General features: G+C 68.2%; 26 protein-coding genes. 8 read left to right on the plus strand and 18 right to left on the minus strand.

The features are described from left to right. The 11 genes from atpD to prmC form a co-directional block, all read right to left on the minus strand. Positions 1-1,455: a F0F1 ATP synthase subunit beta gene (gene atpD, locus ACIQLD_RS04115; RefSeq protein WP_017830989.1), complete on the minus strand. Its 1,455-nt coding sequence runs from the start codon at positions 1,453-1,455 to the stop codon at positions 1-3. Between the two features lie 21 nt (positions 1,456-1,476). Next, on the minus strand, positions 1,477-2,373 hold the full coding sequence (locus tag ACIQLD_RS04120; RefSeq protein ID WP_017830990.1) for a F0F1 ATP synthase subunit gamma: 897 nt from the start codon (positions 2,371-2,373) through the stop codon (positions 1,477-1,479). Positions 2,374-2,392: 19 nt separating this feature from the next. Beyond that, the gene (atpA, locus tag ACIQLD_RS04125; protein WP_021199376.1) at positions 2,393-4,033 is read right to left on the minus strand and encodes a F0F1 ATP synthase subunit alpha; all 1,641 of its coding nucleotides are present in this window, start codon (positions 4,031-4,033) and stop codon (positions 2,393-2,395) included. Positions 4,034-4,080: 47 nt separating this feature from the next. Next, positions 4,081-4,872, minus strand: a complete 792-nt coding sequence (locus ACIQLD_RS04130) for a F0F1 ATP synthase subunit delta (RefSeq protein WP_402605348.1) — start codon at positions 4,870-4,872, stop codon at positions 4,081-4,083. Further along, positions 4,872-5,429 carry a F0F1 ATP synthase subunit B gene (locus ACIQLD_RS04135; protein WP_402605350.1) on the minus strand — a complete coding sequence of 186 codons (558 nt, stop codon included), beginning with the start codon at positions 5,427-5,429 and terminating at the stop codon, positions 4,872-4,874. The genes ACIQLD_RS04130 and ACIQLD_RS04135 overlap by 1 nt, the downstream gene beginning before the upstream one ends. A gap of 27 nt (positions 5,430-5,456) precedes the next feature. Further along, positions 5,457-5,693, minus strand: coding sequence for an ATP synthase F0 subunit C (atpE, locus tag ACIQLD_RS04140; protein WP_021199373.1), 237 nt, complete (start codon positions 5,691-5,693; stop codon positions 5,457-5,459). A 44-nt stretch (positions 5,694-5,737) separates the two neighbouring features. After that, the gene (atpB, locus tag ACIQLD_RS04145; protein WP_036271459.1) at positions 5,738-6,535 is read right to left on the minus strand and encodes a F0F1 ATP synthase subunit A; all 798 of its coding nucleotides are present in this window, start codon (positions 6,533-6,535) and stop codon (positions 5,738-5,740) included. A 132-nt stretch (positions 6,536-6,667) separates the two neighbouring features. Then, positions 6,668-7,186 (minus strand): hypothetical protein, encoded by a 519-nt coding sequence (locus ACIQLD_RS04150; RefSeq protein WP_402605354.1) that lies wholly within the window; start codon positions 7,184-7,186, stop codon positions 6,668-6,670. After that, entirely contained in the window at positions 7,186-8,355 is a 1,170-nt protein-coding gene (locus ACIQLD_RS04155) for an MraY family glycosyltransferase (RefSeq protein ID WP_402605357.1), read from the minus strand. The genes ACIQLD_RS04150 and ACIQLD_RS04155 overlap by 1 nt, the downstream gene beginning before the upstream one ends. Further along, positions 8,352-9,086: an L-threonylcarbamoyladenylate synthase gene (locus ACIQLD_RS04160; protein WP_402605360.1), complete on the minus strand. Its 735-nt coding sequence runs from the start codon at positions 9,084-9,086 to the stop codon at positions 8,352-8,354. Before ACIQLD_RS04160 ends, ACIQLD_RS04155 begins: the two co-directional genes overlap by 4 nt. 52 nt (positions 9,087-9,138) lie before the next feature. Beyond that, positions 9,139-9,999, minus strand: a complete 861-nt coding sequence (gene prmC, locus ACIQLD_RS04165) for a peptide chain release factor N(5)-glutamine methyltransferase (protein WP_402605363.1) — start codon at positions 9,997-9,999, stop codon at positions 9,139-9,141. Between the two features lie 99 nt (positions 10,000-10,098). On the opposite strand from prmC, the gene cysK reads away from it, so the two are divergent. Together cysK and epsC are read left to right on the plus strand one after the other, a co-directional pair. Then, positions 10,099-11,037: a cysteine synthase A gene (gene cysK / locus ACIQLD_RS04170; RefSeq protein WP_402605365.1), complete on the plus strand. Its 939-nt coding sequence runs from the start codon at positions 10,099-10,101 to the stop codon at positions 11,035-11,037. Between the two features lie 8 nt (positions 11,038-11,045). Further along, positions 11,046-11,618 (plus strand): serine O-acetyltransferase EpsC, encoded by a 573-nt coding sequence (epsC, locus tag ACIQLD_RS04175; protein WP_402605367.1) that lies wholly within the window; start codon positions 11,046-11,048, stop codon positions 11,616-11,618. A 9-nt stretch (positions 11,619-11,627) separates the two neighbouring features. On the opposite strand, the gene ACIQLD_RS04180 is transcribed toward epsC, so the two are convergent. Beyond that, on the minus strand, positions 11,628-12,035 hold the full coding sequence (locus ACIQLD_RS04180) for a hypothetical protein (RefSeq protein WP_402605370.1): 408 nt from the start codon (positions 12,033-12,035) through the stop codon (positions 11,628-11,630). 70 nt (positions 12,036-12,105) lie between these two features. Continuing rightward, positions 12,106-13,650, minus strand: coding sequence for a CitMHS family transporter (locus tag ACIQLD_RS04185; protein ID WP_402605373.1), 1,545 nt, complete (start codon positions 13,648-13,650; stop codon positions 12,106-12,108). Positions 13,651-13,806: 156 nt separating this feature from the next. Between ACIQLD_RS04185 and ACIQLD_RS04190 the strand changes: the two genes are divergently transcribed. After that, positions 13,807-15,462 carry an ATP-binding protein gene (locus ACIQLD_RS04190; RefSeq protein WP_402605375.1) on the plus strand — a complete coding sequence of 552 codons (1,656 nt, stop codon included), beginning with the start codon at positions 13,807-13,809 and terminating at the stop codon, positions 15,460-15,462. Beyond that, positions 15,459-16,112 carry a response regulator gene (locus ACIQLD_RS04195; protein WP_402605378.1) on the plus strand — a complete coding sequence of 218 codons (654 nt, stop codon included), beginning with the start codon at positions 15,459-15,461 and terminating at the stop codon, positions 16,110-16,112. Before ACIQLD_RS04190 ends, ACIQLD_RS04195 begins: the two co-directional genes overlap by 4 nt. Positions 16,113-16,133: 21 nt before the next feature. Here ACIQLD_RS04195 and prfA read toward each other — a convergent pair whose 3' ends face one another. From prfA to lysA, 5 genes are all read right to left on the minus strand, one after another. Beyond that, positions 16,134-17,213 (minus strand): peptide chain release factor 1, encoded by a 1,080-nt coding sequence (prfA, locus tag ACIQLD_RS04200; protein WP_402605381.1) that lies wholly within the window; start codon positions 17,211-17,213, stop codon positions 16,134-16,136. An 11-nt stretch (positions 17,214-17,224) separates the two neighbouring features. Then, on the minus strand, positions 17,225-19,150 hold the full coding sequence (gene rho, locus ACIQLD_RS04205) for a transcription termination factor Rho (protein ID WP_402605383.1): 1,926 nt from the start codon (positions 19,148-19,150) through the stop codon (positions 17,225-17,227). 143 nt (positions 19,151-19,293) lie between these two features. Then, positions 19,294-20,256, minus strand: coding sequence for a homoserine kinase (thrB, locus tag ACIQLD_RS04210; protein WP_402605385.1), 963 nt, complete (start codon positions 20,254-20,256; stop codon positions 19,294-19,296). A gap of 2 nt (positions 20,257-20,258) precedes the next feature. Beyond that, positions 20,259-21,563 carry a homoserine dehydrogenase gene (locus ACIQLD_RS04215; protein WP_402605387.1) on the minus strand — a complete coding sequence of 435 codons (1,305 nt, stop codon included), beginning with the start codon at positions 21,561-21,563 and terminating at the stop codon, positions 20,259-20,261. A 21-nt stretch (positions 21,564-21,584) separates the two neighbouring features. Beyond that, entirely contained in the window at positions 21,585-23,003 is a 1,419-nt protein-coding gene (lysA, locus tag ACIQLD_RS04220; RefSeq protein ID WP_402605389.1) for a diaminopimelate decarboxylase, read from the minus strand. A gap of 148 nt (positions 23,004-23,151) precedes the next feature. Here lysA and ACIQLD_RS04225 point away from each other — a divergent pair, with 148 nt between their 5' ends. The 4 genes from ACIQLD_RS04225 to ACIQLD_RS04240 are packed head-to-tail and all read left to right on the plus strand — an operon-like array spanning position 23,152 to position 26,468. Next, entirely contained in the window at positions 23,152-24,198 is a 1,047-nt protein-coding gene (locus ACIQLD_RS04225) for a YihY/virulence factor BrkB family protein (protein ID WP_402605392.1), read from the plus strand. 56 nt (positions 24,199-24,254) lie between these two features. After that, the gene (locus ACIQLD_RS04230; RefSeq protein ID WP_402605394.1) at positions 24,255-25,157 is read left to right on the plus strand and encodes an alpha/beta fold hydrolase; all 903 of its coding nucleotides are present in this window, start codon (positions 24,255-24,257) and stop codon (positions 25,155-25,157) included. Continuing rightward, positions 25,135-25,716 (plus strand): TetR/AcrR family transcriptional regulator, encoded by a 582-nt coding sequence (locus ACIQLD_RS04235; protein WP_402605397.1) that lies wholly within the window; start codon positions 25,135-25,137, stop codon positions 25,714-25,716. Before ACIQLD_RS04230 ends, ACIQLD_RS04235 begins: the two co-directional genes overlap by 23 nt. Before the next feature lie 2 nt (positions 25,717-25,718). Then, positions 25,719-26,468 carry an alpha/beta fold hydrolase gene (locus tag ACIQLD_RS04240; protein ID WP_402605399.1) on the plus strand — a complete coding sequence of 250 codons (750 nt, stop codon included), beginning with the start codon at positions 25,719-25,721 and terminating at the stop codon, positions 26,466-26,468. Positions 26,469-26,490: the final 22 nt, after the last annotated feature.

The following is a 26,490-nucleotide window of genomic DNA, read 5'->3' on the forward strand; positions in this document are numbered from 1 at the left end:
TCAGCCGTTCTCCTTCTGGATCTTCGCCCACTGCTCTTCGACGTCGGAGATGCCACCGACGTTGAAGAAGGCCTGCTCGGCCACGTGGTCGAAGTCACCGCGGGTGATCGCGTCGAACGACTCGATGGTCTCCTTCAGCGGGACGGTCGAGCCCTCGACACCCGTGAACTTCTTGGCCATGTAGGTGTTCTGCGAGAGGAACTGCTGGATGCGACGTGCACGCGACACGACGATCTTGTCTTCCTCGGAGAGCTCATCGACACCGAGGATGGCGATGATCTCCTGCAGTTCCTTGTTCTTCTGGAGGATCTGCTTGACGGTCGTCGCCACGCGGTAGTGGTCCTCGCCCAAGTAGCGGGGGTCCATGATGCGCGACGTCGAGGTCAGCGGGTCGATGGCCGGGTACAGACCCTTCGAGGCGATCTCACGAGAGAGCTCGGTCGTCGCGTCGAGGTGGGCGAACGTCGTCGCCGGAGCCGGGTCGGTGTAGTCATCGGCGGGCACGTAGATCGCCTGCAGCGAGGTGATCGAGTGACCACGCGTCGAGGTGATGCGCTCCTGGAGCACACCCATCTCGTCGGCGAGGTTCGGCTGGTAACCCACGGCGGAGGGCATGCGGCCCAGCAGCGTGGAGACCTCGGAACCGGCCTGCGTGAAGCGGAAGATGTTGTCGATGAAGAGCAGAACGTCCTGCTTCTGCACGTCACGGAAGTACTCCGCCATCGTCAGGGCCGACAGGGCGACGCGCAGACGCGTTCCCGGCGGCTCGTCCATCTGGCCGAACACCAGGGCGGTCTTGTCGAAGACACCCGCTTCTTCCATCTCGTGGATGAGGTCGTTGCCCTCACGGGTGCGCTCACCGACACCGGCGAATACCGACACACCACCGTGGTCCTGCGCGACGCGCTGGATCATCTCCTGGATGAGGACGGTCTTGCCGACACCGGCTCCACCGAACAGACCGATCTTTCCACCCAGCACGTACGGCGTGAGAAGGTCGATCGACTTGATGCCGGTCTCGAACATCTGAGTCTTGGACTCGAGCTGGTCGAAGTTCGGCGCCTTGCGGTGGATGGGCCAGCGCTCGGTGACCTCGATCGTCTCACCGGGCTCGAGGTTCAGCACCTCGCCGATGACGTTGAACACCTTGCCCTTGGTCACGTCGCCGACGGGGACCGAGATGGCCTCACCGGTGTCGCGGACTTCCTGGCCGCGCACGATGCCGTCGGTCGGGTTCAGCGCAATGGCGCGGACGAGGTCGTCGCCGAGGTGCTGAGCGACCTCGAGCGTGATCTCGGTGGACTCTTCGCCCATCGCGATCGTGGTCTTCAGCGCGTTGTAGATGTCGGGGATCGAGTCATGAGGGAACTCGATGTCGACAACCGGACCGTTGACGCGTGCGACGCGCCCGACGACCGCGGTCGCCGGCTGGTCAGCCGGAGCGGTGAGGGTCATTTTCGTCTCTTTCCTGATGGTCTATTTGCTCGAGAGGGCGTCGGCGCCGCCGACGATCTCGGCGATCTGCTGCGTGATCTCCGCCTGACGCGCGTTGTTGCGCAGACGGGTGTAGTCGGTGATGAGCTTGTCGGCGTTGTCGCTGGCCGACTTCATCGCCTTCTGCGTCGCCGCCTGCTTCGCGGCAGACGACTGCAGGAGAGCGTTGAAGACGCGGCTCTGGATGTACACCGGCAGGATCGCGTCGAGAACGGTCTCGGCGTCCGGCTCGAACTCGTACAGCGGGTAAACGGTGTTACCGGCCTCCGACTCATCGGCTTCCGTGATCTCCAGCGGGAGCAGACGCACGGATTCGGGCGACTGCGTCATCATGCTGACGAAACGGTTGTACACGAGGTGGATCTCATCGACGCCGCCGTCCTGTCCCCCACGGGAGAAGGACTCGAGCAGCGTCGCGGAGATCTCCTCGGCGGTGTGGAACGACGGGGTGTCGGTGTCGCCCGTCCACTCTGCAGCGGCGGCCAGGCGTCGGAACTGGAAGTATCCGACGGCCTTGCGACCGATGAGGTAGAAGACCGGCTCCTTGCCCTGCTCTCGCAGGAGCTCCGCAACCTCGAGACCCTCACGGAGGATCTGCGAGTTGAAGGCTCCGGCGAGACCGCGGTCCGAGGAGAAGATCACGACCGCGGAGCGGGTGATGTTCTCGGACTCGCGGGTCAGCGGGTGATCCACGTTCGAGTGCGTCGCGACGGCCGACACGGCCCTCGTCACGGCACGCGCGAAGGGAGTGGACGCCTTGACGCGTGCCATCGCCTTCTGGATGCGCGAAGCCGCGATGAGTTCCATCGCCTTCGTGATCTTCTTGGTCGTCTGAGCAGAAGAGATCTTCTGCTTGTAGACCCTGAGTTGAGCGCCCATATGTCAGTACCTCACGCGGTTACGCGCGACGACCCTTGACGATCTTCTCCTGGTTGACGTCTTCCGCCTCGGCCGCAGCGTGCTCTTCGTGACCCGGGGCGCCGATGGCGTGTCCCTTGCCACCCTGGAACTCCAGGATGAAGGCATCCGTCTGCTTGTCGAGCTCGGCGACCGTGGCGTCATCGAGGACGTTGGTGTCGCGGAGGGTCTCGAGAACCTGGGTGTTGCGACGCAGGTAGTCCAGGAGCTCGCGCTCGAAGCGCAGCACGTCGGAGACCTCGATCGTGTCGAGCTTGCCGTTGGTACCGGCCCAGATCGAGACGACCTGCTCCTCGACGGGGTACGGCGAGTACTGGGGCTGCTTGAGCAGCTCGGTCAGACGCGCACCACGGGAGAGCTGACGACGCGAAGCAGCGTCGAGGTCGGATGCGAACATCGCGAACGCCTCGAGGGAGCGGTACTGCGCGAGCTCCAGCTTCAACGTTCCGGAGACCTTCTTGATCGACTTGACCTGAGCGTCACCACCGACTCGCGAGACCGAGATACCCACGTCGACCGCAGGACGCTGGTTGGCGTTGAAGAGGTCGGACTGGAGGAAGATCTGGCCGTCGGTGATCGAGATCACGTTGGTCGGGATGTAGGCCGAGACGTCGTTCGCCTTGGTCTCGATGATCGGGAGACCCGTCATGGAACCGGCGCCGAGCTCGTCGGACAGCTTCGCGCAACGCTCGAGCAGACGCGAGTGCAGGTAGAAGACGTCACCCGGGTAGGCCTCACGGCCCGGCGGGCGGCGCAGCAGGAGGGAGACGGCACGGTAGGCCTCGGCCTGCTTCGACAGGTCGTCGAAGATGATGAGGACGTGCTTGCCGCCGTACATCCAGTGCTGACCGATGGCCGAACCCGTGTAGGGAGCCAGGTACTTGAAGCCGGCGGGGTCGGACGCCGGAGCTGCCACGATCGTGGTGTACTCCAGAGCGCCGGCCTCTTCGAGCGCGCCCTTCACCGAAGCGATGGTCGAGCCCTTCTGGCCGATCGCGACGTAGATGCAGCGAACCTGCTTGTTGACGTCGCCAGACTCCCAGTTGGCCTTCTGGTTGATGATCGTGTCGATCGCGATGGCCGTCTTGCCGGTCTGGCGGTCGCCGATGATCAGCTGACGCTGGCCACGGCCGACCGGGATCATCGCGTCGATGGCCTTGATCCCGGTCTGCATCGGCTCGTGCACCGACTTGCGCTGCATGACGCCGGGAGCCTGGAGCTCGAGGGCGCGGACGCTCTCGGTCTCGATGGCGCCGAGTCCGTCGATCGGGTTGCCGAGCGGGTCGACCACGCGGCCGAGGTAGCCATCGCCGACCGGGACCGAGAGGACCTCGCCGGTGCGGGTGACTTCCTGACCGGCCTCGACACCGGTGAACTCGCCGAGGACGACGACACCGATCTCGTGCTCGTTCAGGCTCTGCGCGAGACCCTTGGTGCCGTCGGCGAAGATGACGAGCTCGTTCGCCATGACGCCGGGCAGTCCCTCGACGTGCGCGATGCCGTCTGCGGCGTCGATGACGGTGCCGACCTCGGTCGCCCCGGCCCCGGAGGGCTCGTATGCTGCGGCGAAGTCCTTCAGCGCGTCACGGATGACGTCGGGGCTGATCGATAGTTCTGCCATTGTCTTCCCTTTGTATCTGGGTGCGCGGTTCCCCGCGCGAAGTCGTGTTAGCCCGCGAGCTTCTGGCGAAGGTCGGCGAGTCGTGCGGAGATGCTGCCGTCGATGACGTCATCGGCGATCTGCACGCGCAGGCCTCCGACGACGGCAGGGTCGATGACGACGTTGAGCGATACCTGACCGTCGTAGCGACGCGAGAGCGAGTCGCTGAGACGAGCGCGCTGTGCGTCGCTGAGAGCCGCCGCGGTGTGCACCGTGGCGACCACTCGACCACGCTGGCTCGAGACGACGCTCATCGCCCGGTTCAGCAGCCGTCGGACTCGTCGCCCACGCGGCTCGCGCACGAGCGACGTGATGATCAGCGTCGTCGCGGCGCTGGTGGAGCCTTCGGCCAGGAGGCGCTCGACGAGCGCGCTCTTGGCGTCTTCTCCTCCGACGCGGCTGCCCAGAGCGAGTTCGAGCTCGGGGTTGGCTGCGATCACCCGGGAGAACCCGAAGAGCTCCCCCTCGATGTCCGTGCCAGGCTCGGCGATCGCTGCGGCGCGGATCGCCAGCTCCTCGATACCGTCGACGAGCTCGCCCGCGTTGGACCAGCGTTCGGCGACAGCGGTCTTCACGACGCCCTGGGCGCCTGCGGAGAACCCGCCGAACACCGCAGCGACGACGTTCTGTCGCGCCGCGGCGGCAGCGGAAGGATCAGCAAGCGCGCCGCTCAGCTGGGACGACTCGCTCACGGCATGCGCGGCGGCGAACAGCTCCCGCGCGGTGTCGAGAGTGACGTCCTTCGCTGCGGCAAGCGTCTTGATGGATGCCGCGAGTGCCTGAGTGGTCGCGCTGCCCATTACTGAGCCGCCTTCTCGGATGCCTCGAGCTCGGCGAGGAAGCGATCGACGACCGCCGTCGCACGTGCGTCGTCGGAGAGGGTCTCGCCGACCACGCCACCGGCGAGGTCGAGCGCGAGCGATCCGACCTCGCTGCGCAGCGAGACGAGAGCGGTCTGACGCTCTGCTTCGATCTGCGTGTGCGCGGTGGCGGTGATGCGTGCGGCCTCGGCGGTCGCAGCGTCCTTCGCCTCGGCGACGATCTTCTTGCCGTCCTCGCGGGCGGCCTCGCGGATCTCGCCGGCCTCGGTACGCGCCTCAGCGAGCTGACGCGTGTACTCCTCGAGTGCCGCCTCCGCCTGCTTCTGCGCCTCGTCGGCCTTGGCGATGTTTCCCTCGATGGCGGCGGACCGCTCGTCGAGCATCTTCGTCAGCTTGGGAAGGGCGACCTTCCACACGACGATGAGGATGATGAGGAACCAGAGGCCCGACCAGATGATGTCGTACCACGCCGGGATGAGCGGGTTGTTAGCCGCGCCCTCCTCTGCTGCGAGGTTCGTGACAAGAGCGTTCAGCATCCTGTCTCCTTCAGAAGTCGGTTCGGATTACGGGAAGGGGATGAATCCGACGGCGATGCCGACGAATGCAAGCGCCTCGGTGAAGGCGATACCGATCCACATGAGGACCTGGAGACGGCCGGCCAGCTCGGGCTGACGAGCGACGCCCTCGATGGTCTTGCCCACGACGATGCCCACACCGATGGCCGGGCCGATGGCTGCGAGGCCGTAGCCGATCACCGCGAGGTTGCCGTTGATGTCAGCGAGAACCGTAGTTGCGTCCACGGGGTTTTTCCTTTCGTTGGGTGGGAGGGCTGTTGCCCGCCCGCTCAGTGCTCTTCTGCGACCGCGAGCTGGATGTAGACCGCGGTGAGGACGGTGAAGACGTAGGCCTGCAGGACGGCGACCAGAATCTCGAAGAGAGTGAAGGCGCCGCCGAAGGCGAGGGTTCCGATACCGAGAGCGGCCCAGCCGCCACCCGCGGTGAAGAAGAAGAACTGGGTCGCTGCGAAGCAGAGGACCAGGATCATGTGACCGACGACCAGGTTCATCAGCAGTCGCAGGGTGAGGGTCACCGGGCGGATGATGAAGGTCGAGATCAGCTCGATGGGCGTGACGATGAAGTACACGGGCCACGGCACACCGGAGGGGAAGAGCGAGTTCTTGAAGAAGTTCTTCGGGCTCTTCTTGATGCCGGCGTAGATGAAGGTGACGTAGCTGACCACAGCGAGCGTGAGCGGCACCGCGATGATCGCCGTACCCGGCATGTTCAGGAACGGGATGATGCCGGTGATGTTCATGAACAGGGTCATGAAGAAGATCGTCATCAGGATCGGGAGGAATCGGTCACCGTCCTTGCGACCGAGCAGGTCATGGGCGATGCCGCCACGGACGAAGCCGAGGCCCATCTCGACGACGCTCTGGAAACGGCCGGGGACGACCTTCATGCGTCGGGTGCCGAGCCAGAGGATGAGGACCACGGCGATCACGGAGAGCAACTGGATCAGGTGGATCCGGTTCACCGGGATGGGTCCTACGTGGAAGAGGATCTCCGGAAAGAACTCATCGATCGAAGGGCCGTGGAACTCGCCGTCGGTGGCAAGTCGGGGGGTCAGGGTCGCAGCGATATTAAACAGCGCGGGCTCCAGCTTCGGGGCACCGGTCAGAACCGGGGCGACGATGGTCGGTGTGCTTCACAGCGCAAGCGCTCGCGGGCGAGCGGCGGGCACGTTTCAACACTATCAGAATCTGAGGGTCCCCTAAGACCGCTGGCCGCCCTCGACGGGCCCGCCGTCGATGTGATTGGCCGCACCGGGGGCACGATCCTCGGGTACCTCGGTCGGCAGCGTGGTGTCGCTGACGTTCGGGAGCCGCATCTGGGTGAGCACGACGACGTCGATCACGAGCGACATGAGCACACCGGCGACGATCGAGAGGAAGAAGACCATCGGCTGCAGCCAGGGCTGACCGGCGAGGAGGATCATCACCACGACGAAGACACCCAGCTTGAGCAGCCAGCCGCCGAGCACGATGGCGAAGAACAGCTGCACATAGAGCGGGTCTCCGAACCAGCGATTGGCGATCAGGATGCTGAGTCCGGTGATGCCCAGGAACACAGCTGCCAGAACGACGCCGAGCAGCCCGCTGACGAGCCCCTCCCCCTGTGCGACGAGGTAGCCGACGCCACCGGCCACGATCGCGAGGACCGCCGTGGCGATGGCCGACCAGATGAGGGTCCGACGCAGGATCGGCGTGCTGGAAACGGGGTTGGGACTCATCAGGACTCCACGGGTGTCGGATCGGGTTCGGCGCCCGCTGCGCTCTTCCTACGGCGGGTGGGACTCAGAGTGACGACGAGGCAGGCGGCGATGCCCACGATGCCGAAGATGACGCCAGGCAGATACTGGCCTGGCCAGTCCTCTCGCGCACCGACGTACATCAAGAGGACGGAGAGCGAGACGACGGCCGTCCAGGCGTAGAAGATGAGCACGGCGTCGCGGTCGCGGTGACCGAGGTCGAGCATGCGGTGATGCAGGTGCTTCCGGTCGGGCGAGAACGGCGAGCGACCGGCGCTCATCCGCCGGAGCACGGCGAGGCCGAAGTCGAGCAGCGGGAGCAACACGACCAGCAGCGGCAGCAGGATGGGCAGGAACGCGCCGACCAGCTGGGAGCGGCCGAGACGCTCGGGGTCGAGGGCGGACGGGTCCATCTGCCCGGTGATCGCGATCGCTGATGTGGCCATCAGCAGACCGATCACCAGCGCCCCGGAGTCGCCCATGAAGATCTTCGCCGGGCTCCAGTTCAGCGGCAGGAAGCCGAGGCAGGCGCCGATGAGCACCGCCGCGATGAAGGTCGAGAGGTTGAAGTAACTGGACGCGCCGGAGTCGCGCGTGAAGATGTAGGAGTAGGCGAAGAACACGCCGTTCGAGATCAGGCACACTCCCGCGACGAGGCCGTCGAGCCCGTCGATGAAGTTCACCGCGTTCATCACGATGACGATCGCGAACATCGTGATGGTGATGCTCAACCAGCTCGACACCACGATGAGGTCGCCGAAGGGCAGGGAGAGGATCTGCAGGCCGCCCCCGACGGTGATGACGCCCGCCGCCAGGAACTGCGCGCCCAGCTTGATCATCCAGTCGATGTCCCACAGATCGTCGACCACACCGATGATCGCGATCAGCAGCGAGGCGCCGAGAATCGACCACATGGTCTGCGGGGGGATCCAGATGCTCTGGAAGAAGGGGTTCACGGCGGAGAACCCGAATGCCGCGGCGATGGCGAGGAAGATCGCGACGCCGCCCAGACGGGGCTTGGGCGTGGTGTGCACATCGCGGTCGCGGATGGCGGGGTACAGCTTGAACCGGAGGCTCAGCTTCCACACCGCCCAGGTCAGTACGAAAGTGATCGCGGCGGTGAGGATGATCGTGAAGAGATACTGCTTCACGAATCCCCGTCCTGCTCCTGCGCACGCTCGTGGTGATGCTCGTGCTCGGCATCGTCCTCGGGCTCGAGGAGATCGCCGAGCACCTCCTGCAGCTGCTCCCGCGTCACGGCACCATCGCGGAGGATGCGCACGCTGCCCGCTTCGGAGTCCGCTCCGCGGCGGACCAACGAGGTCGCATCGACGATGGTGGACGCGATGCCGTCCTTGCTGAGTCCATCGGCGAGATAGACGGCGACGCTGTCCCCCAGCATCTTCTCGGCATCGAACGCCGAGATCGCGGCGGCCTCCCCCGTGAGGTTCGCACTGGAGACCGCCAGCGGACCGGTCTCGGCGAGCAGCTCGAGAGCGACCCGGCCCTCCGGCATGCGGACGGCCACCGTGCCGAGCGTCTCCCCGAGATCCCACACCAGCGACGGCTGCGCCGGCAGCACGATCGTCAGGCCACCGGGCCAGAACGCCTCGACCAGCCGCTCCACCGGCTCGGGAACCGATTCGGCGAGGGCGGCGAGTGTCTCCTTGGTGCCGATCAGCACGGGCGGCGGCTGGTCACGGCCCCGCCCCTTGGCGTCGAGGAGCCGCTGGACGGCGGCCGGGGAGAAGGCATCGGCGGCGACGCCGTACACCGTGTCTGTGGGGATGACGATGAGGTCGCCGCGGCCGATCGCCTGGCGCGCATGGCGCATGCCGGCGAGCAGCTGCGACTCGTCGCTGCAGTCGAAGATGGTTGACATGACGGTTCGATTCTATGCGGCGCGGCCGGTGAGCACGCTCGGAGGTTGCTGATCAGGGTCGGAGTGCGGTGGTGCTGCGATCGCGCAGCGTCAGGTCGCGATGCGTCGCCGCCGCGCGCCAGCCGTCGACGGTGAGGATCCCTCTGATCGATTCCCCCTGGAGCTCACCATGCTCGATGACGAGCAGGCCCCCGGGACGAAGCAGTCGCAGCGCCCGTGAGCTGAGCACGCGCACGATGTCGAGTCCGTCCTCTCCCCCGTACAGCGCCATGGCCGGATCGAAGAGTCGCACTTCCGGATCACGCGGGATCGCGGCATCCGGCACGTAGGGCGGATTCGAGATGACCACGGACGCCGTGCCGTCGAGTTCCGGGAACGCCTCGCCCAGGTCGGACAGGACGAGCGTCAGGTTGTCGACGCCTGCGACGTTTCGGCTGGCCCAGGCGTGGGCATCCGCTGAGAGCTCGGCCGCGAAGATGCGAGCGTGCGGGACCTCGGTTGCCATGGCAAGGGCGATCGCGCCGCTGCCGGTTCCGAGATCGATGCCGATCGGCGCCTCCTCCGCGGAGTTCAGCAGCGCGTCGATCGCGTGCTGCACGACTGTCTCGGTCTCCGGGCGAGGCACGAAGACGCCGGGACCGACGGCGAGCTCGAGGTGACGGAACGGCGCGGTTCCGGTGATGTGCTGCAGCGGCTCGCGCACGGCGCGGCGCGTGATGAGGACATCGAGAGCCGCCGCCTCCTCGTCGCCGACGGTGTCGCCTCGGACGATTGCCGCCTGCACCTCGCCGCGTCGCCGGCCGAGCACGTGACCGGCGAGGAGCTCGGCGTCGACCAGGGGGTCGGGGACCCCGACGTCGGCAAGACGCTGGGCCGCCGTGCGGACCAGTGCAGCGAGAGAGGTGTCGGGCATGACTTCCAGCGTAGAGTGCCAGCGCCGTCACAAAGGCTCAGTCATGAGGGTGCTCCCCTAGGCTGGTCCCGCAGCGACCCCCGCACAGGAAGGCTCACCATGCCCGGTATCCACTCCGACATCACGACCGCTTTCGGCAACACCCCGCTCGTCCGCCTGAACCGGGTGACCGAAGGGCTGGGTGCCACCGTCCTCGCCAAGCTCGAGTACTACAACCCGGCATCGAGCGTGAAGGATCGCATCGGCATCGCCATGATCAACGCCGCCGAGGCGTCGGGCGAGCTGAAGCCGGGCGGGACGATCGTCGAGTCGACGAGCGGCAACACGGGCATCGCCCTCGCGATGGTCGGCGCCGCGCGCGGGTACCGGGTGATCCTCACGATGCCCGCCTCCATGTCGAAGGAGCGCCGGGTCCTGCTCAAGGCGTTCGGCGCGGAGATCGTGCTCACCGATCCCACCAAGGGCATGAGCGGTGCGATCGAGGAGACCAAGCGCATCGTCGCAGAGACCCCCGGGGCGATCTGGATCCGCCAGTTCGAGAACGCCGCCAACCCCCAGATCCACCGCGAGACCACAGCGCAGGAGATCCTGCGCGACACCGATGGCGCCGTCGACATCCTCGTCGCGGGCGTCGGCACCGGAGGAACCGTCACGGGTACCGGCCAGGCGCTCAAGGCCGCCAAGCCCGGCGTCCAGGTGATCGCCGTCGAACCCAAGGACTCGCCGGTGCTGACAGAGGGCCACCCCGGGCCGCACAAGATCCAGGGCATCGGCCCGAACTTCGTTCCCGACGTGCTCGACCGCGAGGTGCTCGACGAGATCCTCACCGCGGAGTTCGACGAGTCCATCCGTGTCGCGCGTGAGCTCGCCGCCAAGGAGGGCCTCCTCGTCGGGATGTCATCTGGCGCGGCCGTCGCCGCGGCACTCAAGGTCGCCGCCCGCCCGGAGAACGCCGGCAAGACGATCGTCGTCGTGATCCCGGACACCGGTGAGCGCTACCTCTCCACCGCGCTGTTCGAGGACCTGCGCGAAGACTGAGGCTGTCGATGGGCATTTTCGGGCGAATGCGCGAGGACATCGCGGCTGCCCGCCTCCGCGATCCTGCCGCGCGCAGCGCCGCCGAGGTCGCTCTGCTGTACCCGGGCCTGCACGCCATCTGGGCGCACCGGGTCTCGCACGCGCTCTGGCGGCGACGGCTGCGCCTGCTCGCGCGTGCCGGTTCGCAGATCTCGCGCTGGCTCACGGGAGTGGAGATCCATCCGGGTGCGAGGATCGGCCGACGCTTCTTCATCGATCACGGTATGGGTGTCGTGATCGGGGAGACCGCCGTGGTTGGCGATGACGTGATGCTCTACCACGGGGTCACCCTCGGCGGACGCACACGTACCTCCGGCAAGAGGCACCCCACCCTCGGCGACGGGGTCGCCGTGGGTGCCGGCGCCAAGATCCTCGGGCCCGTCACGATCGGTGCCGGTTGCGTGGTCGGAGCGAATGCCGTGGTCACCCGCGATGCCCCGGCTGACAGCGTGCTCGTCGGCGTGCCGGCGAAGCCGCGCCACCGCACCGTCGGCGAAGACACCAGGGCGCTGCTCGCGGCGCCGGACTATTACGCGATCTGAGCGGATCGGTTACCGACGTTCGGCCTTGGCCGCGTCGACCCTCTTGCGCAGGAAGATGAGTGGGAGCAGCACGCTGCCGACCGCCGTGATCAGCCACACGATGACCGAGCCGAGCAGCCATCCGGTGAGGTCGGTGATGCGCAGCCCGCCGATGGGAAGCAGGACGACGACGATGAGGGAGATCAACGTCGAGAAGATGCCGATGCCTCCCATCAGCACCGGGGCGTAGCGATTGGCGATCTTGGCGACCCACGGCGAGAGCACGCTCTGCAGGATCGCGAAGATCAGGATGCAGATGACGAAGCCCCACCACTTGTCCCACTCGATCTCGAAGCCGTCGAGCAGGAGGTCGGCGGCGATCAGGCCGAGACCGGCCGACACGACGTAGAGCAGGCCGCGGAAGAGGAATGTGATCACGGGCCGAGCATAGCGCTCAGCACCCCGACCGGCGGGGAGCACGGCACCCGCGCTGCCCGCCGGCGGTTCGTCACTGCGCCACGAAGAACGGGACGGCGCCGGTCAGGATGCCGACACCGAGCATGACCAGCGAGACGATCGTCGCACGCCACAACACCTTGCGGTGGTGATCACCGAGGTTCACGCTCGCGAGCGACACGAGCAGGAGGATCGCCGGCACGAGCGGGCTCTGCAGGTGCACGGGCTGCCCCGTGATGGACGCCCTCGCCATCTCGACGGGATCGATGCCGAAGTTCGCCGCGCTCTGGGCGAGTACCGGGAGGATGCCGAAGTAGAACGCGTCGTTGGACATGAAGAACGTGAACGGGATCGAGAGGACCCCCGTGATCGGCGCCAGGAACGGACCGAGCGCCGGCGGGAGCACGTTCGTGATCCAGGTGGCCATCGCATCGACCATCCCGGTGCCGGTGAGCACGCCCACCAGGACGCCGGCCGCGATGACCATCGAGACGACGCCGACGATGCTGGGCGCGTGCGCCACGATCTCCGACGCCTGCTCCTTGATGCCACGGAAGTTGATGACGAGCGCGAGCCCGGCTCCCACCATGAACACGTAGGGCAGTGGCAGGATGTCGAGCACCAGCAGCACCATCACCGCGACCGTGAGCACCAGGTTGAACCAGATGAGCTTCGGCCGGAGGGTGGGGCGTGCGGGATCAAGCATCGTATCGGCCATGGCCGTGTCGGCGGGATCGACGTTCGCGGCGGAGACGGGAGCGTGTCCCCCGGCGACGACGACCAGGTTCCCGGTGCGCAGCGACGCGCGCGCGCCCGGCTTCGGCTCGGCTCCGCGGAAGATCTTCGGCACCGTCGAGAGCGATCCCCCGTCGGCACCGGCCAGCAGTCCCTCGGAGTCCAGCCGTCCGAGTCGACGGCGCTCCTGCAGGCCCAGGATCCACGCGAAGCCGAGGGTCACGATGATCCCGGCGCCCAGCGCGGGAAGCATCGGGACGAAGATGTCCGTCGGCTGCAGTCCCAGAGCGGTCGCCGCCCGCACCGTGGGACCGCCCCACGGCACGATGTTCAGGGTGCCGTTCATGAGTCCGGCGACGCAGGTCAGCACGACCGGGCTCATCCCCAGTCGGAGGTAGATGGGCAGCATCGCCGAGGTCGTGATGATGAAGGTCGTCGAGCCGTCGCCGTCGAGGGAGACGGCCCCGGCGAGTATCGCGGTGCCGAGGACCACTTTCGCGGGGTCGTCTCCGAGCAGTCGAGTGATCAACCGGATGAGCGGATCGAACAGCCCCACATCGATCATGATGCCGAAGAACATGATCGCGAACATGAGCAGCGCCGCGGTCGGGGCCATCGCGCCGATCGAGTCGAGGATCATGTCGCCGAGGCCGAGGCCCGCCCCGGCAAAGAGTCCGAACGCGGTCGGCACGAGGATGAGGGCCACCATGGGTGTGAGCCGCTTGGTCATGATGAGCGTCATGAACGCGAGCACCATCGTGAATCCGAGGAGCACCAGCACCCATTCGGGTGGCACGAACGCCACGTCGTAGGTCGGCGCCTCTTCGGCGGCCGTGAACAGGCCGGTGAGTGCGTCTGGCATGCGTTGACTCCTTCGTCGTGGCTCCGTCATCGGCGACGGATCCCGTCGAGACTAGGCAATCGACGACCTCTGGGTGCGATATCCCGCATTCCCGGACGTTGTGCGCGTAGCGTGGGTTCTGCGCATATTGCGCGGGATGAGCGTGGGAGAAGCACAGTGACGAGGACGACGTCGACCAGACCGCGATTCGCCACGCGCGCTCTGCTGCTCCAGCTCGCCACCGTCACCCTCGTCGTCGCTCTCTGCACAGGCGTGTATCTGCTCCTCGCCGTCCAGCAACTGCGCGCAGAGGCCGAGTCGACCGCGCTGGGCATCGCCCGCACCCTCGCCGAAGACCCGCAGGTGCGCGCGGAGGTCACGCGCATCTCGCTCTCGGAAGGCGCACCGGACGCGGCGGATCTGCGCGACGGCGACCTGCAGAGCATCGCCTCCGACGTGACGAGCCGCACCGGGGCGCTGTTCGTCGTGCTCACCGACGACAACGGCATCCGCCTCACGCATCCCACCCCCTCACGCCTCGGCGAGGAGGTCAGCACTCCGTATGAAGAGGTGCTCGCCGGTGCCGAGGTGGTCGATTGGCAGACCGGCACACTCGGTGAATCCGCGCGGGCGAAGGTCCCCGTCCGCGACGACACCGGCACTCCGGTCGGAGAAGTCAGCGTCGGATTCGAGCGTGCGGGGGTGTTCGACGACCTCCCTCCCCTGCTGGCGGTGATCGCAGTCACGGCGGCGGGAGCACTCGCCGTGGCCGGCCTCGCATTCCTGCTGCTCCGCCGGCGCTGGGAGCGTCTGACCCTCGGGGTCCAACCGGAGGAGCTCGTGGCGCTCGTCCAGAACCAGACGGCCGTGCTGAACGGCGTGGATGACGGCGTCATCGCCGTCGACCCCCGAGGAGTGGTGCGCGTGAGCAACGCCGCGGCCGATCGCCTGCTCGGGCTCGACGATCCCGTCGGAAGACCCATCGACGAGCTCGGCCTGGCCACCGCCGTCCTCGATGCGGCGACAGGCACACGCGCCCGTTCGAGTGCTGTCGTCGGCGACCGCATGCTCTATCTCGATTCCCGCCCCGTGGTGCGCGACGGGCGCGCGCTCGGCGACGTGCTGATCGTGCGTGATCGCACCGATCTGGTGGCCCTCACGGAGCGTCTGGAGACGGTCAGGACGATGACGGCGGCGCTGCGCGTGCAACGGCACGAGTTCGCCAATCGCATGCACGTGGCGGCCGGACTCATCGACGCCGATCGAACGCGAGAGGCTCGCGCGTTCCTCGCTGAACTCGTCGAGCGAGGTGCGGTCGCGTTCCCCGTCGCGGGATTGGACCTCCTCGGCGATCCGTTCGTGCACTCCTTCCTCGGCGCGAAGGGCGTGGAGGCCGGAGAGCGCGGCGTCGCCCTCCGGATCGCGGACGACACTCAATTGATCGGAACCGTGAGCGAGGCAGAAGACGTGGCCGCCGTGCTGGGCAACCTCATCGACAACGCCGTCACCGCCGCCGTCACGGGTGAGCGGAGTCCGCGCTGGGTCGAGGTCGCCGTGCTGGACGACGGCGACGCCCTGGTGTTCACCGTCGCCGATTCGGGGCCCGGACTCGGGGACGCCGATCCTTGGGCGCCGCGGTCGCGGGAGCAGGACGCCGCCGACGGCGTGCACGGCCACGGGATCGGGCTCCCCCTCTCGACGGAGATCGCCCGTCGGAGCGGCGGGGACGTCTGGATCATCGATGCCGGCGGAACAGACAGCGGCGCGGTGTTCGCCGCGCGTATCGGCGGAGCCGTGGACCACACCCGCCCTGACGAGAAGGAGAACACATGACCGCCTCCCTTCGCGTGCTCATCCTCGACGACGACTTCCGGGTCGCTCAACTGCACCAGGCGATCGTGGAAGACCGGCCCGGATTCGCTGTGACCGAGACCGTGCGATCCCTCGCCGAAGCCCGCGACAGCATGCGCTCCTCGCGCCCTGACCTCCTCATCGCCGATGTCTTCCTCCCGGACGGCGACGGCATCTCCCTCGTCCGCGAGTCCGGGATCGACGCGATCCTCATCTCTGCGGCCGACGACGCGCCCACGGTGCGCAGGGCGCTGCGATCGGGCGCGGTGGGATACCTCGTGAAGCCGTTCGACCGGCGAGCACTTTCGAGTCTGCTCGACCGTTACGTCCGCTATCGCAATCTCCTCAGCGGTGACCGTGCCCTCCGACAGGACGACGTGGACCGTGCGCTGGCCATCCTGCACGGAGCGGGAGAGCCGGTGTCCGTCTCACGGTCGGCGACGGAGCAGCTCGTGCTGGCCGCGCTCGGCGACGGCGAGGCGTCGGCCGCAGAGGTCGGCGAACGCGTTGGGATCTCACGGGCCACCGCACAACGGCACCTGGCGGCGCTGGCTGCCAGGACCGTCGTGGAGGTACGCCTCAACTACGGCTCGACGGGACGCCCCGAGCATCGATACGCCGCACGTACCTGAGCCGTCGAGGCGACGCACTCGTCAGGAGTCGGAGCCGACGGCGGCGAGCCGCGCTTCCTCGTCCGCGGTGATGGCGCTCTCGATCAACGGATCGAGAGCGCCGTCCATGACCTGATCGAGGTTGTACGCCTTGAACCCGGTGCGATGATCGGCGATGCGGTTCTCGGGGAAGTTGTAGGTGCGGATTCGCTCCGAACGATCCATGCCCCGGATCTGCGAACGGCGGGCGTCGGAGGCCGCGGCGTCGAGTTCCTCCTGCTGCCTCGCGAGCAGACGCGCACGCAGCACGCGCATGCCGGCCTCGCGGTTCTGCAACTGAGACTTCTCGTTCTGCATCGATACGACGATCCCCGTCGGCACGTGCGTGATGCGCACGGCGGAATCGGTGGTGTTCACGGACTGCCCGCCGGGGCCGGAGGACCGGAAGACGTCGATCTTGAGATCGTTCTGGTCGATGTGGATCTCTTCCGGCTCATCGACCTCGGGGAACACGAGCACGCCCGTGGTCGAGGTGTGGATGCGCCCCTGAGACTCCGTCGCCGGGACGCGCTGCACGCGATGCACGCCGCCTTCGTACTTCAGGTGGGCCCACACGCCCTGAGCGGGATCCGACGACGAGCCCTTGATCGCGACCTGGACGTCCTTGTATCCCCCCAGGTCGGACTCGTTGCGCTCGAGCAGTTCGGTCTTCCATCCCTTGGAGGCGGCGTACTGGATGTACATCCGCAGCAGGTCGGCGGCGAACAGCGCGGACTCCGCGCCGCCCTCCCCCGCCTTGATCTCCATGATCACGTCGCGAGCGTCATCCGGGTCGCGCGGGATCAGCAGACGTCGGAGGCGCTCCTGCGAGAGCTGCAGCTCCTCCTCCATCGCCGGGATCTCCGCGGCGATGGACTCGTCCTCGCGAGCGAACTCGCGAGCGGTCTCCAGATCGTCGGTCGCAGCGACCCAGGCCTCGTACGCCGCGACGATGCGCGACAGCTCGGCATAGCGACGGTTCACGCGCTTCGCTCGGGCGGCATCGGCATGCACCGCCGGGTCGGAGAGCTCCTCCTGCACCCGGCGATGCTCGTCGATCAGAGTCTGGACGGACTCGAACACGGCTCAGCCGCTCAGCGGATGTTGTTGTCGTGCCCGTGCGCGCCCGAGGGGAGCGTAGGGATCGACTTCTGCATCTGCACGAGGAACTCGACGTTCGAGTTGGTCTCCTTGAGCTTGCCGAGCACGACCTCGAGGGCCTGCTGCTGGTCGAGGCCGGCGAGGGCGCGACGCAGCTTCCAGGTGATCTTGACCTCGTCGGCCGAGAGCAGCATCTCTTCGCGACGAGTGCTGGATGCGTTCACGTCGACCGCCGGGAAGATGCGCTTGTCGGCCAGCTGGCGGGACAGACGCAGCTCGCTGTTGCCGGTGCCCTTGAACTCCTCGAAGATGACCTCGTCCATCTTGGACCCGGTCTCGACCAGAGCCGTGGCGAGGATCGTGAGGGATCCGCCGTTCTCGATGTTGCGCGCCGCTCCGAAGAAGCGCTTGGGCGGGTACAGCGCCGAAGCGTCGACACCACCGCTGAGCACGCGCCCGGATGCCGGAGCCGCCAGGTTGTAGGCACGGCCGAGGCGGGTGATCGAGTCGAGGAGCACGACGACATCGCGGCCGAGCTCGACCAGGCGCTTCGCGCGCTCGATGGCGAGCTCGGCGACGGTGGTGTGGTCTTCCGCCGGACGGTCGAACGTCGAGGCGATGACCTCGCCCTTGACCGAGCGCTCCATGTCGGTGACCTCTTCGGGGCGCTCGTCGACGAGCACGACCATGAGGTGAACCTCTGGGTTGTTCTGCGCGATGGCGTTCGCGATCTGCTGCAGGACGATGGTCTTGCCGGCCTTGGGCGGCGCGACGATCAGACCGCGCTGGCCCTTGCCGACCGGGGCGACCAGGTCGATGATGCGCTGCGTCAGCTTCTCGGGGGCCGTCTCCATGCGCAGACGCTCCTGCGGGTAGAGCGGGGTGAGCTTGCCGAACTCCACGCGGGTGGCGGCGTCGTCGATCGACAGACCGTTGATCGAATCGACCTTGACCAACGCGTTGTACTTCTGGCGCCCCTGCTGCTCGCCCTCACGGGGCTGCTTGATGGAGCCGACGACGGCGTCGCCCTTGCGGAGGTTGTACTTCTTCACCTGTCCGAGCGAGACGTAGACGTCGCTCGGACCGGCGAGGTAGCCGGTCGTGCGCACGAATGCATAGTTGTCGAGCACGTCGAGAATGCCCGCGATCGGGATCAGGACGTCGTCCTCACCGATCTCGGTGTCGAACTCATCGGTCGGCGCCCCGCCGCGGCGCTTGTTGCGCTGACGGTTGCGGTTGTTGCCGCCAGCCTGGTCGTCGTCTGCTGCGGGCTGCGTCTGCTGCTGCTCCTGCGCCGCACCGTTCTGGCCGCGTCCGCGGTTGCGGCTGCGGCTGCGGCCACGGCCACGGCCGCCCTGCTCCTCGCCGCCGTCGGATGCGTCCTGGTCGCCGTTCTGCGACGTCTCCGCGGGCGCGGAGTCGGAGCTGGAGTCCGCTGCCGGCTCCGCAGCGGGCGCCTCGGCGTCGGCGGCGGGCTTCTGCGCGCCGCGGCGTCCACGCCCGGTCGTCTTGGGTGCCGGCTCGGCCGGGGCCTCGGCGGGGGCGGCGTCGGCGGCGGGCGCTTCGGCGGCAGCCGTGTCGGCGGCAGGTGTCTCGGCATCCGCCTTCTTCGCACGGCTGCGGCTCGGGCGCTTCGCCTTCGGTGCAGGCTCGGGGGCTTCAGCTCCGGCGGATACGGGCTCGGATGCCGTCGCCTCCGGCGCGGCATCCGTCTTCGCCGCCTTGTCGGCCTTCGCGGCCTCCGCCTTCTCGGCCTTGGCCGCGGCAGTCGCCGTGCTCGCACGACGCGGTGCGCGCTTGCGGGCAGGCGCGGTCTCGGTCGTCGACTCCGCGGATGCCGCGGGTGCCGCGGCGGCAGGCGCCGACTGATCGTTCTGGGTCTCGGAGAGGTTCTCCACGAGTACTCCCTTATATGTCATGGGGAATGAGCGTTGAACGCACACAACGGGTGCTGCGCGCGATCGCACGGGCTGACGCTCGGCGCCAGCCAGCCTCGGCACTTGTGCCACAGGGGTTTGCGTGCGGGTCTTGCAAGATGTGCAATGGGGCCAGATTCACGCAGTTACGTGGAGCCCTCCGCTCGAGTCCCCACTGTACCACCACGGACGTCGACTGCGAGCAGGAGTGCCTCCCACGGGGTGTCGGTGACTCGATCGGCCAGCTCGACCGCGTCCTGGCGGCTGCCAGGACCGTCCGCCAGCACCAGCACGCTCGGGCCTGCCCCGGAGACGACGGCCGCGAAGCCCGCGGCCCGCAGTGCCTGCACGAGACGCTGCGTCTCGGGCATGGCCCCGGCCCGATAGTCCTGGTGCAGGCGGTCTGCGGTCGCATCCAGGAGCAGCTCGGGGCTCTGCATCAGCGCAGCGATCAGCAAGGCGGAGCGCGAGACGTTGAACACGGCGTCGGCGGTGGACACCTGGGGCGGCTGCAACGACCGCGCCTGCGAGGTCGACATCGTGTAGGCGGGGACGAGTACGAGGGGCGAGACACCGCGATGCACGAGCAGCTTCTTGTGCTGCGGTCCACGCTCCGACATCCAGGCGATCGTCAACCCGCCGAACAGCGCCGGCGCCACGTTGTCGGGGTGCCCCTCGAGCTCGGTCGCGAGACGGAGGAGGTCGGTGTCGCTGATGTCGACGTCGCCCGCGAGCAGACCTTTCGCGGCGAGGACCCCCGCGGCGACGGCAGCTCCGGAAGAGCCGAGGCCGCGACCGTGCGGGACACCGTTCTCGGCGACGATGCGCAGCCCGGGGACCGGACGGCCCGCATCGGCGAAGACGTAGGCGATGGTGCGCACGATCAGGTTCGACTCGTCGCGCGGGATCTCGGTCGACCCGGAACCCGTCACCTCGATCTCGAGCTCTCCCGCAGGCAGAGCCGTCACCTGCAGCGTGTCGTAGATGCTGAGCGCCAGGCCGAGCGTGTCGAAGCCGGGCCCGAGGTTCGCACTTGTCGCGGGAACCCGCACCTCGACGGTGCGCCCATCGACAGCGTCGCCCGCGGTGGGCGCGAGGGCTGCCGCCATCGTCACTCGCCTTCCACCCGGAGCACCGAGACCACACGGGCGACGACCTCGCTGTCGGCGAGAGAATCGACGGTGGCGCTGAGCGCCTGCTCCGTCGCGCGGTGCGTGCCGATGATCAGACGTGCGGTCGGCTCGTCCTCCCCCTCGACGGTCTGCACGACCGTCGCGACCGAGACGCCGCCGTCGCTGAGGGTGCTCGCGACGGTGGCCAGCACGCCGGGCGCATCCGCGACCTCGAGCGTGATCTGGTAGCGGGTGGTGACGTGTCCGATCGGCACGACGGGAAGGTTGGCGCGGGTGGACTCCCCCACCCCGACACCGCCGGCGATGTGGCGACGGGCGGCCGAGACGACGTCGCCGAGCACGGCGGATGCGGTCTGCACACCACCGGCACCCGCGCCGTAGAACATCAGCGAGCCGGCGGCCTCGGCCTCGACGAACACCGCGTTGTTGGCGCCGTGGACAGAGGCGAGCGGGTGCGAGGTGGGTACCAGCGCCGGGTAGACCCGCACCGAGATGGACTCGGCGCCGTTCGCCTCGATCCGCTCGCACACCGCGAGCAGCTTGATCACGAAGCCCGCAGCGCGAGCCTCTTCGATCATGGAGGCTGTGATCGAGGTGATGCCCTCGCGGTAGACGGCATCGAGCGGAACCGCGGTGTGGAACGCGAGGCTCGCGAGGATCGCCGCCTTCTGCGCGGCGTCGTAGCCCTCGACATCGGCCGTCGGGTCGGCCTCGGCGTAGCCCAGGCGCTGCGCGTCGGCGAGCACGTCGGCGAAATCGGCACCCTCGGTGTCCATCCGGTCGAGGATGTAGTTCGTGGTGCCGTTCACGATGCCCATGATGCGAACCACACGGTCGCCGGCGAGCGAGTCGCGCAGCGGACGGATGATCGGGATCGCTCCGGCGGCCGCAGCCTCGTAGTACACGGAGGCACCCACGCGGTCGGCAGCTTCGAACAGCTCGGGCCCGTGCGTCGCCAGCAGCGCCTTGTTGGCGGTGACGACATCGGCTCCGGAGCCGATCGCCTGCAGGATGCTCGTGCGGGCCGGCTCGATGCCCCCGATGAGCTCGATCACGATGTCGGCACCCAGGATCAGCGACTCGGCGTCGGTGGTGAAGAGCTCTTTGGGCAGGTCGACGTCACGGGGAGCGTCGACATCGCGCACGGCGATGCCGGCGAGCTCGAGTTCGGCACCGGCGCGGTCGGCGAGCTCGTCGCCGTGCCGCAGCAGGAGCGCTGCCACCTGAGAGCCGACCGCCCCGGCACCCAGCAGCGCCACGCGAAGTCGTCGGTAGTCAGTCATGGTTACTCCTTCGGAGGTGGGTCATTGGTCTCCCTCGGGGGCGTTCGCCCCGTCGATGCCCGCATCGCGAGCCAGCACGTCGTCGATCGTCTCGCCACGGACGATGACCGTCGAGCGTCCGTCGCGCACGGCGACGACCGGTGGACGCGGAACATGGTTGTAGTTGCTCGCGAGCGAGACGCAGTAGGCGCCGGTCGCAGGAACCGCCAGCAGATCACCCGGCACGAGGTCTTCGGGCAGGTACTCGTGGTCGACGACGATATCGCCGGACTCGCAGTGCTTGCCGACCACGCGACTGAGACGGGGCTCGCCCTCGCCCGCGCGGGAGGCGAGCCGTGCGGAGTACTGGGCCCCGTACAGAGCGGGGCGCGCGTTATCGCTCATGCCGCCGTCGACGCTGATGTAACGGCGCACGGCTCCGGAATCGATCGTGACGTCTTTGGTCGTGCCGACCTCGTAGATCGTGACGCCCGCCGTGCCGACGATGGCCCGGCCAGGCTCGAACGAGAGCGCAGGGACCGGGATTCCCCTGGCCGCGCAGTCCTCGGCGACGGCGGTGATGATCGCGCCGGCGAGTTCCTCGATCGGCGTCGGGTCGTCGACACGCGTGTAGGCGATGCCGAAGCCGCCGCCGAGGTTGAGCTGCGGCACGGGGCCGCCCTCGAGCAGTGCCGCATGCAGGTCGAGCACGCGGGACGCCGATTCGCGGAACCCGGCGACGCCGAAGATCTGCGATCCGATGTGGCAGTGCAGACCCGCGAAAACCAGGCCCGGGATCTCGCGGATGCGCGCGACCGCCTTCTCGGCGTCCGGGAGCGGGAACCCGAACTTCTGGTCCTCGTGGGCGGTGGCGAGAAAATCGTGGGTCTCGGCATGGACACCGCTGATCACGCGCACCAGCACGCGCTGGGTGGCTCCGGTGCGCGCGGTGATCGCCGCGAGGCGCTCGATCTCGATGGCGCTGTCGACGATGATCGTGCCGACGCCGACCTCGACGGCCCGCTCGAGCTCGGCGACCGACTTGTTGTTGCCGTGGAAGCCGATGGATGCCGGTACGACACCGGCCGCGAGGGCCACTGCCAGCTCTCCGCCGGTGCACACGTCGACCCGCAGCCCCTCGTCGACCACCCAGCGCGCGACCGTCGTGCAGAGGAAGGCCTTGCCCGCGTAGTAGACCTGAGCCGTGGTGCCGTTCTCGGCCGCGGCCCGGTCGAAGGCGAGCCGGAAGCGCCGCGCACGACCCCGCACCTCGTCTTCATCGAGCACGAGCAGCGGAGTGCCGTAGGTGCGGGCGAGCGTGGTGGCGCTGACGCCCGCGATGTCGAGAGCACCGTCGGGATCGCGCACCGCGGAGGCAGGCCAGACACCGTCGGCGAGGTCGTTCGCGTCTTCGGGGACAGCGAGCCATTCCGGAGCGAGCGAATCGGCAGGGAGAAGCACTGATCACCAATCGTGGGAAGGATCTCGGGCGGGGCGCGCACATCGAGGCTGACCCGATTCTAGGGCACCGCCCGGTCGCCCTTGGTCAGGGTGACGTGCGGCGTCAAGCCCCCTGCGGGCGGCCGGCACCGCCTCTTAGGGTGGGGGCGTGACGAACAGCGAAACTGGAACAGTCTCCCCCGCGCGGCCGGGGCTGATCGCGCGCCTCACCGGGCCGGTGATCGCCTGGGCTCTCGCGCGCCGTCCGGTGCGGGCCGCGCTGCTCTACACCGAACGTCGCGGGCCCATGCTCGCCGACAGCGTGACCTATCGGGCGCTCTTCAGCGTGTTCGCCGGGGTGCTGTTGGGTTTCTCGATCGCGGCGCTGTGGCTCGCCGGGAATCCCGTGGCCTGGCAGGCGATCATCGACGCGGTGCAGGCGGCGGTACCGGGTCTGATCGGCGAGGACGGGGTGATCAAGACGAAGGACCTCCGTGCTCCGGCCTCGCTGTCGATCGCCGGCATCATCTCCCTCGTCGCTCTGGTGGGGTCCGCGCTCGGGGCCATCGGCTCACTGCGGACGGCCGTGCGCGTGCTCGCCGGGACCGTGCAGGACGACATCCTCTGGATCTGGGTGATCCTGCGCAACCTCGCGCTCGCACTCGGCATCGGTGTCGCCTTCGTCGCCTCGGCCTTCCTCACCTTCGCCGGCCAGCTCGGCGTCACGTGGATCGCGGGGCTGCTCGGGCTTCCCGAGGATTCTCCCGTCGCGGCCTGGACGGTGCGCCTGGTGTCGCTCGTGGTCGTCTTCGCCCTGGATACGGTGATCATCATCGGCGTGTTCCGCCTGCTGTCCGGTGTCCGCCCCTCGTCCCGGTCGCTCTGGTCCGGTGCGCTGTTGGGCGCACTGGGTCTCCTGGCGCTGCAGGAGTTGTCCGGCCTCTTCGTGGGTGGCGCCACGAGCAATCCGCTGCTGGCCTCGTTCGCCTCGCTGCTCGCGCTGCTGATCTGGCTGAACTTCTCCGCTCAGGTGATGCTGTTCGCCTGCGCCTACATCGTCACGGCGGAAGAGGAGAAGTCCGATCGCGTGCACGCAAGGTTCGCCGCCACCACGTTCCCCCAGCGACGGCTGCAGCGTGCAGAGGTCGAGGTGCAGATCGCCACGGCCGAGCTCCGCGCGGCACAGAAGGCGGCGGCACCCGATACCTCGTCCTGACAGGTGCGCTCTCGTTGTGACCGCATCAAGTAGATTGGTCACAACGAGAGGGTGCCATGGATCCCCGACGCACGAGCATCAGCCTCCCCCACGCCACAGTCTCCGCTGTGGAGTGGCGACCGGCATCCGAGTCGAACCTCCCCGTCCTGCTCCTGCACGGCGGCGGTGCCGATAGCGCCGAGCTCTCGTGGAGCGCGGTCGGGCCTGCTCTCGCCGAGGCCGGACACCGCGTGATCGCGCCCGACCATCCGGGCTTCGGCCGCAGCGCCCGCGCGGGCTGGCCCCTCACTCAGGAGCGACTGGTCCGACACGTGGGAGAACTCGTCGACGGCATCGGTCTCGACGACTATGCGGTCGCCGGCCTCTCCCTCGGCGGCGGAATGACGGTCGGACATCTCCTGGATCAGCCGGGGCGCGCCCGCACCGCCGTGCTGCTCGGGTGCTACGGCCTGATGCCGCGCCTCGCTGACGGCATCTCCGGCCGGATCACCCAGTTCGGCACCTTCGTGCTTCTGCGTTCGGGACTGCTCGCCGCGATGACTCGCTCCTACGCGCGCAACACCTCTGCGATGGAGCGAGGACTCCGGGACCTCGTACGCAACCCGAAGGCGCGCACGCCTGAACTCGTGGAGGCGGTGCTCGCCGAGGCCGCCACCGGTACAGGCCTGGAGACCTTCGGCGAGTGGCAGCGCGACCAGGTGCTGTGGAATCGACTGCGCACCGTGTACACCGCGCAGCTTCCAGCGATCACGACGCCGACGCTCCTCCTACACGGCGATCGTGACTCGGGAGTCCCCCTCGCCCGAATCCGAGTCGCCGCCGAGCTGCTGCCCGAAGGATCGCTGGTGACGGTGCCCGGTGCCGGGCACTGGGTACAGCGCGACCGCCCCGACCTCGTGATCCCGGCGATGCTCGACCACCTCGGAAGGAGCGGCGATGCCCAGACCCCGCGTCCCTGACCGTCGCGAGCGCATCCTCGACGCCGCGGAGGAACTCGTTCTCGCGCAGGGCTTCGACGGTATGAGCGTGGCGGCGATCGCCGACCGTGCCGGGATCGGGAAGGGCGCGGTGTATCTCGAGTTCACCGGCAAGCGGGAGATCCTCGATGCGCTCCTGCAGCGCGGGACGGCGCGAATGAACGACCGCGTCAGCCGTGAGCTGGGTGCCCGGCCCCGTCTGAGTTCCGCGTATCGCGCCTCCGCACGCGCGCTGAGCGCCGACGCACTGATGACGGCGGCTTTCCTCGATGACCGCGGCATCCTCGGTGCACATGTGGCGGAGATCACCGACGGCCGATATCGCGATCGACAGCGGCGCGTCGTCGAGTGGCTGCGGGGTCTGCAGAGCCAGGGCGAGATCGTGGCGGACGTGGATGTCGAGGCCCTCGCCCTCGCGCTCTCGAGCGCATCGATCGGGCTGCTCTCCGCGGCGCGACTGCTCGGGCCGTTCGAACCCACGCAGCTCGAACGCGCGATCGACACGATCGGCCGCATGGCCGAGACCTTCGAGAGGACCTGACCATGCACGTGGAGACCTTCGGAGCACGCGATGGACACCGCGTGCTGCTTCTGCACGGCGGCGGTGTCGCCGGATGGATGTGGGAACCGCTGCGTGCCCACCTCGGTGAGAGCCTGCGCGTCATCGTCCCCGACCTTCCCGGCCACGGACGCAGCGCGGACGAGACGTACGTCTCGCACACGGCCACGACCGCCGCCCTGGCCCGCCTTCTGGTGGACGAGGGGAGCCCGGCCACCGTCGTCGGGTTTTCGCTCGGAGCCCAGCTGACCGTGCAGTTCGCCGCGCAGTGCCCCGAGCACGTGCGGAACGTCGTCGTCATCAGCGCGCAGGCCACGCCGATGCGGGCGAGTCGTCCCACACTCGCTCTCCTCGGCGCGACGGCCGGCCTCGCGAAGAGGCGATGGTTCGCCCGGATGCAGGCCCGGCAGCTGTTCATCCCGAACGAACTCCTGGACGACTACGTGGGCACGTCGGCCGGCATCTCGCGAGAAAGCCTCCTGCGCTCCGTCGAGCAGAACCTCCGCTTCACCCCGCCGGCCACGTGGCGGTCGTATCCCGGCGCAGCGTCGATCCTCGTCGGAGGGAAAGAGCGGTCCCTCATAAAGCGTTCGGCGGTTGCCCTGCATGCCGCGCTCCCCCACAGCGACCTGCGAGTCGTCGACGGCTGCGGACACGGTATCCCGCTGCAGCGCCCGGCGTGGCTCGCCCGGCACATCGAGGCGACGCTCGGTGACCAGCCGCACCCGGCATAGCCGTCGCGGCGACCACCAACTG

The sequence above is a fragment of the Microbacterium sp. NPDC091662 genome, from assembly GCF_044756705.1.
Classification (GTDB): domain Bacteria; phylum Actinomycetota; class Actinomycetes; order Actinomycetales; family Microbacteriaceae; genus Microbacterium.

Coding starts and splice junctions, on each gene's coding strand:
- atpD (WP_017830989.1), bottom strand. CDS start 1,455: ATGACCCTCACCGCTCCGGCTGACCAGCCGGCGACCGCGGTCGTCGGG.
- ACIQLD_RS04120 (WP_017830990.1), bottom strand. CDS start 2,373: ATGGGCGCTCAACTCAGGGTCTACAAGCAGAAGATCTCTTCTGCTCAG.
- atpA (WP_021199376.1), bottom strand. CDS start 4,033: ATGGCAGAACTATCGATCAGCCCCGACGTCATCCGTGACGCGCTGAAG.
- ACIQLD_RS04130 (WP_402605348.1), bottom strand. CDS start 4,872: ATGGGCAGCGCGACCACTCAGGCACTCGCGGCATCCATCAAGACGCTT.
- ACIQLD_RS04135 (WP_402605350.1), bottom strand. CDS start 5,429: ATGCTGAACGCTCTTGTCACGAACCTCGCAGCAGAGGAGGGCGCGGCT.
- ACIQLD_RS04150 (WP_402605354.1), bottom strand. CDS start 7,186: ATGAGTCCCAACCCCGTTTCCAGCACGCCGATCCTGCGTCGGACCCTC.
- ACIQLD_RS04160 (WP_402605360.1), bottom strand. CDS start 9,086: ATGTCAACCATCTTCGACTGCAGCGACGAGTCGCAGCTGCTCGCCGGC.
- prmC (WP_402605363.1), bottom strand. CDS start 9,999: ATGCCCGACACCTCTCTCGCTGCACTGGTCCGCACGGCGGCCCAGCGT.
- cysK (WP_402605365.1), top strand. CDS start 10,099: ATGCCCGGTATCCACTCCGACATCACGACCGCTTTCGGCAACACCCCG.
- epsC (WP_402605367.1), top strand. CDS start 11,046: ATGGGCATTTTCGGGCGAATGCGCGAGGACATCGCGGCTGCCCGCCTC.
- ACIQLD_RS04185 (WP_402605373.1), bottom strand. CDS start 13,650: ATGCCAGACGCACTCACCGGCCTGTTCACGGCCGCCGAAGAGGCGCCG.
- ACIQLD_RS04195 (WP_402605378.1), top strand. CDS start 15,459: ATGACCGCCTCCCTTCGCGTGCTCATCCTCGACGACGACTTCCGGGTC.
- rho (WP_402605383.1), bottom strand. CDS start 19,150: ATGACATATAAGGGAGTACTCGTGGAGAACCTCTCCGAGACCCAGAAC.
- thrB (WP_402605385.1), bottom strand. CDS start 20,256: ATGGCGGCAGCCCTCGCGCCCACCGCGGGCGACGCTGTCGATGGGCGC.
- ACIQLD_RS04215 (WP_402605387.1), bottom strand. CDS start 21,563: ATGACTGACTACCGACGACTTCGCGTGGCGCTGCTGGGTGCCGGGGCG.
- ACIQLD_RS04230 (WP_402605394.1), top strand. CDS start 24,255: ATGGATCCCCGACGCACGAGCATCAGCCTCCCCCACGCCACAGTCTCC.
- ACIQLD_RS04235 (WP_402605397.1), top strand. CDS start 25,135: ATGCCCAGACCCCGCGTCCCTGACCGTCGCGAGCGCATCCTCGACGCC.
- ACIQLD_RS04240 (WP_402605399.1), top strand. CDS start 25,719: ATGCACGTGGAGACCTTCGGAGCACGCGATGGACACCGCGTGCTGCTT.